The sequence below is a fragment of the Roseicella frigidaeris genome (assembly GCF_003258945.1).
In the GTDB taxonomy this organism is placed as follows: domain Bacteria; phylum Pseudomonadota; class Alphaproteobacteria; order Acetobacterales; family Acetobacteraceae; genus Paracraurococcus; species Paracraurococcus frigidaeris.
On record NZ_QLIX01000018.1, the window covers coordinates 91,127 to 102,333 of the forward strand.

An 11,207-nucleotide genomic window follows, 5' to 3' on the forward strand; every position below is an offset into this window, starting at 1 on the left:
ATACGCCACGGCACTGCGTTCAACGCCGTCAATAATTGCGGTTCGCTACTCCGGTCGGACCTCGTCGAGCAGGATGATCCGGTGCAGCCGGCGGCGATGCTGCGTCTCGTCCCATTCGCTGGCGCGGTGCAGGCTACAGCGGTTGTCGCTCATCAGCACGTCGCCCGGCTGCCAGCGATGCTCATGTACGAATTCCGGCCGCGTCATCTGCGCCAGCAACTCGGCGAAGAGCGCCGTCCCTTCCGCCTCGGGCAAGCCGAGGATGCTCGATCCCCATTCGCCGCCGAGATAGAGGCCCCGGCGTCCGCTCTCCGGATGGGTGCGAACCAGCGGATGCACCACATCCGGGAAGCGTGCCGCCTCGGCGGCGCATTGCGCCTCCGTCGCATCCGGGAAGAGCGTGCGGTAAAGCCGCGCCCGGCTGTGCTGCACCTGGAGCCCGGCGATGCGCGCCCGCATCGTCTCCGACAGTGCCTCGTAGGCGGCGATGCCGTTGGCGTAGCGGGTCTCGCCGGCCTGGGGCGGGATCTCGATGGCGTGCAGGAAGGTGAAGAGCCCGGCATGCTCCAGATGGTAGTGGTCGGTGTGCCAGTTGAGGCCGACCTTCACCGCCCCGGCCGTGCGTCCCTCCTCCACCACGTTGCCGACCACGAAGATCTCGTGATGGTCGTGCAGGCAGAGGTCGCGCCGGCTGTGCAAGTCCATGTTGCTGCCGAAGCGCTGCGCGAAGCCGAGGAAGCCGGCGGGCGGCAGATGCGTCTGGCCGCGCAGCAGCAGCAGCGTGCGCTCGACGCAGGCGCCGCGCAGGATGGCGGTGATCTCCGGGTCCTGGGGCAATGCCAGGTCGACGCCGCCGATCTCGATGCCGATCGCCGGCCCCAGCTCCCTCACCGAGAGCCCGCGCCGCGCCGCCGCGGCCCGCCATTGCACCAGCCCACCCGCCATCACGCCGTCTCCTGGATCATCTTCAGCCGTGCCCGGTCGACCTCGCTCTGCAGGAAGCGGTCGTAGAGCGGCTGGGCGGCGCGCTGGAACGGCGCCTTGTCGGGATCGACGATGGCGACGCCATGCGCCTTCACCTGCTCGACCAGCTTAGCCTCCGAATCGACCACGAATTGCCGCTCGAACACCGCGCTCTCCTCCGCCGCCTGCATCAGTGCGGCACGGAGATCGGGCGGCAGGGACTGGTACTTGCGCTCGCTCAGTACCACCGGCGCGGTCAGGCTCAGCCAGCCCACTGTGGTCCAGTGCTTGCAGACCTCGTAGAATTTCTGGGCGACGAAATTAGTGTAGGCGGCCTCCGCTCCATCGACCACGCCGACCTGTAGCGCGCCGTAGAGCTCGCCATAGGCGAGCGGCGTGGCATTGGCGCCGAAGGCGTTGAAGGCCGCGACATGCACCGGGTTCTGCTGGGTGCGGATCTTGCGGCCCTTCAGCGCCGGCATGTCGGCGACCGCCTCCCGCACCATCAGATGGCGCACGCCGGAGGAATAGAGGGCGAGCACCCGGAAGCCGCGGCCCTGCGCCGCCTGGGCAAGCTGGGCGATGGCCGGCGTCCCGGCGACGCGCGCCAGGTGGCCGTAGTCGCGGATCAGGAAGGGCATGTCGAGGAGCTGGTACTCCTTGACGAAGTTGGCGAAGGCGGCGTGCGAGGGCACGGCGAGGTCGATGGTGCCGAGCGCCACGCCTTCGATCATCGGCAGCTCGTTGCCGAGCTGGCCGTTGGGATAGATCTGCAGGCCGAGCCGCCCGCCCGTCAGCTCCCGCAGCCGCTTGTCGAGGAAGCGCAACCCCTCGTCCTGCACCTCGCCGATGGCGTTGGTGTGGGCGGCGCGGAGCGTCATCCCCTGCGCCAGGGCGGGGCGGGCGATCCAGGCTGCGGCGAGGCCGGCGCCGAGGGCGCGGCGGGTCGGGAGCATCGGGCGGGCCTCCTTCACATCAGCGCCCGCGGCAGCCAGAGCACGATGCCGGGGACATAGGTGCAGAGCATCAGCACGGCGACGAGCGGGATCAGCGGGATCCAGATGACCCGCGCCACCGCGCCCACCGGCCGCCGCGCCACCGCGCAGGCGACGAAGGTGCAGATGCCGTAGGGCGGCGCCACCAGGCCGATCGAGAGGTTGATCGACATTACCAGCCCAAAATGCAGCGGGTCGATGCCGAGCTTGGTGGCGACCGGCATCAGCACCGGCATCAGGATGACCAGCGCCGAGATCTCCTCGAAGCACATGCCGACGAAGAGCATCAGCAGGTTCACCATCAGCAGGAACAGCACCTGGCTGCCGCCCGCGGCATCGAACCAGCCCGAGATCATGCCCGGCACGTCCTGGATGGCGACCAGCCAGGCGAAGATCGAGGAGGTGCCGACGATGATCATCACCGCCGCCGAGATGCCGACGGTGCGCAGCATCAGGTCCGGCAGGGCGGAGAGCTTCAGCTCCCGGTAGATGGCGAGGTCGATGGCAAGGCCGGCCACCACCGCCAGCACGCCGGCCTCGGTCGGCGTCACCACCCCGCCGACGATGCCGCCGACGATGATGAAGGGCAGCACCATCGCCGGGATGGCGGTGATGAAGGCCTTTCGCAGCCGCGGCAGGCTGAAGGGCTCGGCGTCGCGATAGCGTTCCGGCTCGCGCCGCGCATAGAGCCAGTGGGTCAGCATCAGCCCGGCTGAGGCGATGAGGCCGGGGATGATGCCGCCGAGGAACATGGCGCCGACCGAGAGGTCGCAGACCATGGCCAGCACCACCATGATGATGGAGGGCGGGATGATCGGCCCGAGCGCGCCAGCGGCGGCCACCACCGCGACGGAATAGTCGATGTCGTAGCCGTGCCGCCGCATCTCCGGCAGCAGGATGGAGGAGACGGCGGCGGTGTCGGCGCTGCCCGAGCCGGAGATGCCGGAGAGGAAGGTGGAGGTGACGGTCGCCACCATGAAGAGGCTGCCCTGCACCCAGCCCACCAGCGCCGCGGCGAGGCCGACGATGGCCCGCGCGATGCCGCCATGCTCCATGATCAGCCCGCTCAGGATGAAGAAGGGGATCGCCATGAGCGGGAAGCTGTCGAGGCCGTTCCAGAGCCGCTGCGCCACCACCACCATCGGCACGTCGGTGGAGAGCGCCAGCGTCAGCGCCGCGGCGACGCCGAGGACGAAGACCATGGGCGCGCCGGCGATCAATAGCAGCGCGAAGGAGGAGAAGGTGAGCCCCATGCCGAGGCCTCAATCTACCCGGACGCCGCCGCCGGACGTGACCGGCTCGAGCCCGAGGATGGCGGCACCGAAGGCCAGCACGACCTCGAGGGCGAAATAGGCGGCGCCGACCGGCAGCATGGCATAGGGCATGTCCATCGGGATCTGCAGGCCGGGGCTGGTCTGCCAGGCGCCGACCTGCATCAGCAGCAGCCCGCCCTGGAACACCACCCAGAGGAACCAGAGGCAGAGCCCGGTCACCGGCACCAGCAGCAGCCGCGCCAGCCCGGCTGGCAGCCGCTCGATCACCAGCTCGATCGCCACATGCAGGCGTTGCCGCATGGCATAGCCGGCGCCGAGCAGCACCATCCAGATCTGGGCGAAGGTCGCCGCCTCGTCGCCGCCGGGGATGGAGCGGTTGAAGCCGTAGCGGCAGACCACCTGCGCCAGCACCAGCAGGATCATAGCCGCGAGCAGCAGCAGTAGGATGCCGTCCACCGCCCGGCGCAGCAGCGTCAGAGCGTTCCGCGCGAGGCGTAGCGGCAGGGAGGCGGAGGGGGGCAGCAGCCCGCTCTCGATCGTGGCGCCGGGCATAGCGAAAAGGCTCGCCGCAGTGTGCGGGCCACGCAAGCCCGTTTCTTGGGCAAATCAGCGCCGAAGCCGCCGATATGCCTAGCTACTAACCGAAATATGCCTCAGATGAGGAAAACTTCGGCGTTTGGGTCCATCAGCCGAAGCGCGCCGTGGTGAAAGCGGCCGGGATGCCGCCCCGTCCTAGAACCGCCTCGGCCGTCATCCGCCCGATCACCGGCCCAAGCGTGTAACCATTGCTGCTGACGGCGATGAAGGCGCCCGGCACACTCGGCAATTCGCCGAGCAAAGGTGCCCGGTCGATCTCCGGCGCCAGCCCGTTCCAGGCGCGGATGGCCTGCAGCCCCGCGATCCCCGGCATGACCCGCCCAGCCACCCAGAGATTGCCCTCGATCGCCCGGCGCAGGTTGCGCGGCGAGCCGTGGTCGTCGAGCACCCCCGGCCAGCCGCCGCCGATCAGCAGATGCCCGCCCTCCCCTTGCTTGAGGGAGAGATGCCGCGAGGCATGCGCGACCAGGTGCCGCATGGCCGGCATGGCGGCCTCGGTGGCGATCACCTGCTGCACCGAGCCGACCACCGGCAGCCCCTCCACCCCCAGCATCGCGGCGATGCGCGCCGCGAAGGGGCCGGCGGCGTCGACCAGCCGGCCGGCCCGGATCGGCCCGCCCGCGGTCCGCACCAGGAAACCGGCACCCTCGCGCGCGATCGCCTGCACCTCCACTCCCTCTGCGAGCCGCGCCCCGGCGCGCAGCGCCAGGCGCTTCACCGCCAGCGTGCCGCGCAGCGGGTCGATCTGCCCCTCGCCCTCGCAGAACCCGGCGCCGATGGCGTCCGGCCCGACCCAGGGCGCGAGGTCACGGAGCTCATTGGCGCCCAGCACATGGCTGCGCAGGCCATGCCGGCGCTCCACCGCCACCTTGGCGCGCAGCCAGGCCATCTCCGCCTCGGTCTCAGCCAGCATCAGCCCGCCCTCGGTGCGGATGCCGAGCCCCTCGCCGGCCGCCGCCGCGATCTCGCCCCAGAGCGCGATGCTCTCCGGGCCGAGCGAAAGGCGGCTGATCGCCGGGCCCTGCTCGCTCCTGCCGTCGAAATCATAGGTGAGAAGCTGCACATGCAGGCTGCCGGCATTGGCGGTGCTGGCGGCCATGCCCGCCTCGGCGCGGTCCACCACCAGGACGTCTCGGCCTTCCCGCGCTAGGTGCAGCGCGGTCGAGAGGCCGGCAAGGCCGGCGCCGATGACCAGCACCTCGCAGTGTGGCGGCGGCGCCACGGCGGGCGCCAGGCGCCAGGCATCGAGGGCCGGCGCGGCGATCGCGCTCCAGGGCGCTGCGGCCTCCGGCCATTCCAGCATCAGCGGCGCGGCGGCGACTGGCTTCACCGGCGCCCGCGGCAGGGCGAAGCCGCCCTCGGTCGCGGCGCCGGCCAGCCGCGCCACCGCCGCGCCGCAGAACCGCCCCTGGCAGCGGCCCATGCCGGCGCGCGTCGCCTTCTTCAGCGCCGGCAGCGAGGTGCAGCTCTCGGCCCGGGCGGCGCGGAGCTGGCCGGCCGTCACCTCTTCGCAACGGCAGAGGATGGTCGCGTCCGAGACCGCGGCGATGTCGAAGGCCGGCGGCGCGAAGAGCTGCCAGAGCGCCGCCTGGAAACCCTCCGCGCGCCGCAGCGCCCGCCGCGCCTCTCCGTCCTCCGCCGCCGCGACGCCGAGGTCGCGCGCCGCGGCGAGGCCGGCGAGCCGGCCGTGGGCCAATGCGACCCGCGCCCCGCCCAGCCCGGCGCCGTCGCCGACCGCGAAGACGGCGGGCAGCGAGCTGCGGCCCTCGGCATCGGTCACCGTCTCGAGCCGGCCGAGCCCCTGGTCGACGAAGCGATGCGCACAGCCGAGGGCGCGGGCGAGGCCGGTCTCCGGCTGGAAGCCGAGATGCAGCGCGCAGGCCGCCGCCTCGATGCGCTGCTCACCGGCCGGGGTCGCCAGGCGCAGCGCGGCGAAGCGGCCGGCGCCGTCCGCCTCGCAGGCGAGGGGCTGCGCCCCCCAGAGCACCGGCACGCCGGCGCGGCGCAGCGTCATCAGGTAGCCGAGCCCGTCGCGGGCAAGATCCGGCGCCGCCCGCCAGAGGGTCAGCGCCTGCCGCCAGCGGCCGGCCCCCGGGCGCGGCGCCGCCTCCGCCACCGCGGCCACCCGCACGCCCCCCGCCAGCAGCTCGCAGGCGAGCTGCAGGTTGAGCGGCCCGCTGCCGGCGATGACGACAGAATCACCCGGCGAGACCCGCTGCGCCCGCGCGAGCGTCTGCAGCGCGCCGGTCGTCATCACCCCCGGCAGCGTCCAGCCCGGGATCGGCACCGGCCGTTCATGCGCGCCGGTGGCGAGGACGAGGCGGCGGGGCCGGAAGGTGATGGCCCGCTCGCCGGCCAGCGCCGCGATCTCGTCGGGCGCGAAGGCGCCCCAGGCAGTGGCCTCGGCGAGGATCTCGACCCCGGCACGGGCGACCGCGGCACGCAGCGCGTCGCCGGCGCGGAACTGCGCATCCGGCGCGGCATGGCGATGGCCGGCCGCCAGCGGCTTCAGGTATTGCCCGCCGGCCTCGGCGCGCTCGTCCAGCACCACCACCTGCCGCAGCCCGGCCTCGGCTGCGGCCAGGGCGGCGGCCAGGCCAGCAGGCCCGGCGCCGACCACCAGCAGGTCGCAAGGCCGTTCCTCGATGGCCTCCGGCGGGGGCTGCGCCGCCGGCGCCGGCCGGGCGGGCAGGTCGCCGCTCACCACCATACCCGGCCGGGCCTTGACCATGCAGGCGCGCTGGCCCTGCCGCCCATCCACCGTCACCACGCAGTCGAAGCAGGCCCCCATGCCGCACCACAGGCCGCGCGGCGCGCCGGAGCCGGTGCGGCGCAGTGCCAGGATGCCGGCGGCGGCCAGGGCGGCGGCGATGCTCTCGCCCGGCAGCGCCTCCACCGGCCGTCCTTCGAGGCTGAAGCGGATCGGCGCGGCGATGGGGGCGATATCGGGGTGGGTGAGGCGCATGCCCTTGCCTTCCGCCTGCATCGGGGGGGAGAACTCGCATGATCGCAGCCTGGCAGAAGGGGGCAAGCGCATGAGCCGGCCATTCCGCGGCACCTATACGGTGCTGGTCACGCCCTTCACCCCGGACGGGGCGGCGGTGGACCTGCCGGCGCTGCGGCGGCTGGTCGAGTTCCAGATCGCCGAGGGCATCGAGGGGCTGATCCCGCTCGGCTCCACCGGCGAGTTCCTCTCCTGCAGCCGGGAGGAGCGGGCGGCCGTCGCCGAGACGGTTATTCAGGCGGCGCGCGGCCGGGTGCCGGTGCTGATCGGCACCGGCGCCGAAGACACGCGCGAGGTGGTGCGCGCCTCGCGCGAGGCCGAGGCGCTGGGCGCCGACGGGGTGATGATCATCCCGCCCTTCTACGCCGTGCCGACGGAGGCCGAGCTCTACCACCACTACAAGACCGTCGCGGATGCGATCGGCCTGCCGATCATGGTCTACAACAACCCGGCGACGGCGAATGTCGACCTGACGCCACCGATCCTCGCGCGCCTCTCGACCATCCCCAATTGCCGCTACGTCAAGGAGAGCACGCTCGAGGTGACGCGAGTGCGCGACATCATCGCGCTCTGCGGCGAGCGGATGGAGGTCTTCGCCGGCGTGCTCGGCTATGAGAGCGCCTGGCTGGGCGCCATCGGCTGGGTCGCGGTCTGCAGCAACCTGGTGCCGCGGCTGTCGCGCGACATGTTCGCCGCCGCCGCCTTCGAGCGCGACCAGCCTAGGGCGTTGGACCTGTACCGGCGCCTGGCGCCGCTGCTGCCCTTCGCCGGCGGCCCCCGCTATGTCGCCGGCACCAAGGCGGGGTTCCGGCTGCTCGGTATGCCGATGGGCGCGCCGCGGCCGCCACGCCTGCCGCTGCCCGAGGCGGAGACGGCGACGCTGGCGCAGGTCTTGCAGGCCATGGGGGCGGTGCCGGCCTCGCGCGCGGCGGAATAGGGACACGTGATGCTCCGACGCCTGCTCCTCGCCGCCCTGCTCGCCGCTGGGAGCGCCCCCTGGGCCTCTCCCTGGATCCAGGGCGCGGCGGCCCAGACCGCCTGCACGCCGCGCGTTGCGGATGCGGAGCTGGTCAAGCCGCGGACCCTCGTGATGTCCACCAACCCGACCCTGCCGCCGATGCAATTCGTCGACAGCCAGGGCACGCTGCGGGGCATGCGCTTCGAGCTCGGCAGCGAGATCGCCCGCCGGCTCTGCCTTGCGCCGGAGCATGTGCGGGTGGAATTCGCCGCCATGATCCCCGGCCTCGCCGCGCGACGCTGGGACATGATCAATACCGGCATGTTCTACACCGAGGAGCGGGCCAAGCTGATGCCGCTCGTCCGCTACGAACAGCAGGCGATCAGCGTCAGCGTGCCGCGCGGCAACCCGCGCAACGTCCACCGGATCGAGGACCTGGCCGGCCTCACCCTCGGAGTGGAGCAGGGCGGCTTCGAGTTCCGCCGCAGCCAAGACCTGGCGAAGGCGCTGGAGGAGAAGGGGCTGAAACCCGCGACCATCCGCCCCTTCGACAATTTCGCCGTCTCCTTCCAGGCGCTGCGAGCCGGCCAGGTGGATGCGGCCATCTCCATCGACAGCACGGCCAAGGAGTATGACGACCGCGGCGACTTTACCCGCGCGATCAGCGGGCTCTTCGGCACGCCAATCAATTTCGGCTTCCGGAGCAAGCTGCTGGCCGAGAGCGTGGCGCAGGTGCTGACCGAGATGCGCAAGGACGGTAGCCTCGCCGCGCTGTTCGACCGCTACGGGGTGCAGGGCTATGACGGCCCCATCCAGGTGGTCGGGCCGAACTGAGCCCGTGCAGGCCTGGCGCTGGGACGGCTTCCTCGACTATCTCTTCAACGGCTACCTGCTGCACGGCGCCGCAATCTCGGTCGCGCTGACTGCAGGTTCGCTAGCCTGCGGCCTGCTCTTCGGCGTGCTGGTGGCGCTGATGCGGCTCTCCGGCCGCCGCTTGCTGTCCTGGCCGGCGCAGTTCTATTGCTGGCTCTTCCGCGGTACGCCGCTGCTGGTGCAATTGCTGATCCTCTATACCGGCCTGCCGCTACTCGGCATCCGCTTCTCGGTCTGGGAAGCGGCCCTGATCGGGCTTTCGCTCAACGAGGGCGCCTACCTGTCGGAGATCGTCCGCGCCGGCATTCTCTCCGTGCCGCGGGGCCAACGGGAGGCGGCGGCGGCGCTCGGCCTGCATCGTGGCCGGATCTTCCGGCTAGAGCGGTTTCCCATCAGTTTGCGTCATAGCCTGCGTTGGCGAAATAGTTGGTGCACTCGGCTGGGGTGAAGGTGTCGATGATGCGGCCGATGGCGGCCCACAGGCCGTCAAGGCTGCGCTCTGCCGCTGTGCGGAGCGCAGTCTTCAGTCTCGATGGGGTTGAAGTCAGGGCTGTAGGGCGGGAGGTAGAGCAGGTCGGCGCCTGCGGCCTCGATGGCGGCCCTGACGCCTGAGCCCTTGTGGCTGCCGAGATTGTCCATGACGACGATGTCGCCAGGGCGGAGCTCGGGCACCAGCACCTGCTCCACATAGTCCTGGAAGAGCGAGCCGTTGATCGGCCCGTCGAGCACCATGGGCGACCACCATGCCGGTGTTGCGCAGACCGGCGACAAAGGTGGTGGTGAGCCAATGGCCGTGCGGGATGGCAGCCCGTAACCGCTCGCCTCGGGGTGCTCGGCCGTGGGTCCGGGCCATGTTGGTTGAGGCCCAGGTCTCATCGATAAACACCAACCGGTCCGGGTCGAGGTCAGGCTGCGCCTCGAACCAGGCCCAGCGCCGCCTCAGGACGTCCGGGCGGTCCTGCTCCGCGGCGTGGGCGGTCTTTTTTTACGCGTCATCCGCCGTCGGTCGAAGAAGCGCCATAGCGTGCCGATGCCGGCCGACACGCCGGCCTTGGCCAACCCAGCCTGGATCTCCCGCAGCGTGATGTCCGACTTCTGGTCGACAAGGCGGAGGATCAGCCCCGCATGCGCCTCGATCTGCGCCGAGCGCCGGTCGCCGCCAAGTGGCCCTGGCGCGACCGAGCCCACCTCCCGCACCAGTGCCGCCCAGCGCACTGCGCTGGCCGCGCTCACCCCGAAGCGGATCGCCGCCGCCCGACAGGACGATCCCGCCGCAATCGCCGCCACCACGCGCTCCCGCAGATCGACCGACAGAGCCTTCGACATGCCCATCGCCCCCATCCTCAGGGGCAATCGAATCACAACCGCGCAGCCCGTAAGATCACAAGCGATTCAGTCAGGCAGGAAACCGCTCTAGGCATCTGGACGCAAGCGCTTCGCGTCATCATCCCGCCGCTAGGCAACAGCGTGAACGGGCTGCTGAAGACCACCTCGGTCACCAGCGTCATCAGCGTGGACGAGTTGCTGCGGCGGACGCAGCTACTGATCCAGGAGCGCTTCCTGGTGCTCGAGCTCTTCGCGGTAGCGGCGCTGTACTATCTCGTGCTCACTACCGCTTGGGAACTGGTCCAACGGCAGCTTGAGCGACGGTATGGGCGAGGCCAAGGTGATGCTGCTGCTGATCGTCGCTAGGATGCGCCTCCCGGTCGCCACAGTCTCGAATGTCATGTGCGGCGCTGGTCGCCCAGCTGGCCGCCACCGGGGACGGCCTACTGTCGGTGGACGATCAGCGGGTGCGCGTCCTTCAAGCGGGCAAGGACGCCGGCGGCCGCGGCCTCCGATCGGGCTTTCGAGGAGCAGATGGCGGCCTGGCGGGCCCAGGACGCCGCGGCGCAGGCTGAGAAGTACCGGCTCGCCTTCTGGCGGCCGATCGTGGCCTGGGGTGTCGTGTCGGTGGCGGTTCTCATACCCTCGCTGGTCGCTGCGGCTCTCTTCGGTTGGGGCAGCTCGGCCGTGCTGGGCGCCTTCCGGCAGCCCCTCTGGCTCCTGGTCCTGCCAGCAGCGGCCGCGGTGGCGGGGCTCAGCTTCGCGGCGATCTGTGGGTGGGCGGCGGCCAGGGCGGAGCGGGTTGCCGACCTGTGGCCGCCCGTAGGTGGCGCAGTCAGTGCTGGAGTGCTGCTCCTGGCGGCACTGCGGGGGGTTCCAAGATAGTTCGCCCGGAAGCGTAATTCTCCTAATCAGTGCTGCGACGCCGTGAACTGATGGACCGACTGTAAGAGGCGCAGCATTGCGTCTCTTTCTTCCTCGGAGAGGAACTCCGGGTCGGGTACCCGCACATGAACACCGTCTCTCGTCTGGTGCAGGGTATGCCTCAAGTTCGAAGGCCTACACGGCGTAAGCCCCCACAATCGCAATCGTGCCTTATAGCCTTCAACTGTCATTAGAGCCCATCCGGAAAGGAATTGAATCGGCTGAATCGGATGTGATTCTCTGGTCGTGCGGGCGATTCGCGGGGGCAGGCAATGGCGTGGACGGCAGAGCAT

General features: G+C 70.9%; 9 protein-coding genes and 1 pseudogene. 4 read left to right on the plus strand and 6 right to left on the minus strand.

Annotated elements, in window-relative coordinates:
* Positions 1-45 precede the first annotated feature (45 nt).
* From DOO78_RS19500 to DOO78_RS19520, 5 genes are all read right to left on the minus strand, one after another.
* A complete protein-coding gene (locus DOO78_RS19500; protein WP_111471542.1) occupies positions 46-945 on the minus strand; it encodes a TauD/TfdA dioxygenase family protein in 900 nt (299 codons plus the stop codon).
* Positions 945-1,919, minus strand: coding sequence for a TRAP transporter substrate-binding protein (locus DOO78_RS19505; protein WP_111471543.1), 975 nt, complete (start codon positions 1,917-1,919; stop codon positions 945-947). The genes DOO78_RS19500 and DOO78_RS19505 overlap by 1 nt, the downstream gene beginning before the upstream one ends.
* Before the next feature lie 14 nt (positions 1,920-1,933).
* A complete protein-coding gene (locus DOO78_RS19510; RefSeq protein ID WP_111471544.1) occupies positions 1,934-3,211 on the minus strand; it encodes a TRAP transporter large permease in 1,278 nt (425 codons plus the stop codon).
* A gap of 9 nt (positions 3,212-3,220) precedes the next feature.
* On the minus strand, positions 3,221-3,784 hold the full coding sequence (locus DOO78_RS19515) for a TRAP transporter small permease (protein WP_111471545.1): 564 nt from the start codon (positions 3,782-3,784) through the stop codon (positions 3,221-3,223).
* 133 nt (positions 3,785-3,917) lie between these two features.
* Positions 3,918-6,794, minus strand: a complete 2,877-nt coding sequence (locus DOO78_RS19520; protein ID WP_111471557.1) for an FAD-dependent oxidoreductase — start codon at positions 6,792-6,794, stop codon at positions 3,918-3,920.
* Positions 6,795-6,864: 70 nt separating this feature from the next.
* On the opposite strand from DOO78_RS19520, the gene DOO78_RS19525 reads away from it, so the two are divergent.
* The 3 genes from DOO78_RS19525 to DOO78_RS19535 are packed head-to-tail and all read left to right on the plus strand — an operon-like array spanning position 6,865 to position 9,112.
* Complete coding sequence (locus tag DOO78_RS19525; protein ID WP_111471546.1) at positions 6,865-7,770, plus strand: dihydrodipicolinate synthase family protein; 906 nt, start codon at positions 6,865-6,867, stop codon at positions 7,768-7,770.
* Positions 7,771-7,779: 9 nt separating this feature from the next.
* Positions 7,780-8,625, plus strand: a complete 846-nt coding sequence (locus DOO78_RS19530; RefSeq protein ID WP_111471547.1) for an ABC transporter substrate-binding protein — start codon at positions 7,780-7,782, stop codon at positions 8,623-8,625.
* A 4-nt stretch (positions 8,626-8,629) separates the two neighbouring features.
* Positions 8,630-9,112 (plus strand): amino acid ABC transporter permease, encoded by a 483-nt coding sequence (locus DOO78_RS19535; RefSeq protein WP_111471548.1) that lies wholly within the window; start codon positions 8,630-8,632, stop codon positions 9,110-9,112.
* On the opposite strand, the pseudogene DOO78_RS19540 reads toward DOO78_RS19535, so the two are convergent.
* Positions 9,057-9,990, minus strand: a pseudogene (locus tag DOO78_RS19540) (IS630 family transposase). The gene DOO78_RS19535 and the pseudogene DOO78_RS19540 sit on opposite strands and share 56 nt — an antisense overlap.
* A 141-nt stretch (positions 9,991-10,131) precedes the next feature.
* Here DOO78_RS19540 and DOO78_RS19545 point away from each other — a divergent pair.
* Entirely contained in the window at positions 10,132-10,356 is a 225-nt protein-coding gene (locus DOO78_RS19545) for a hypothetical protein (protein ID WP_243634623.1), read from the plus strand.
* Positions 10,357-11,207 lie beyond the last annotated feature (851 nt).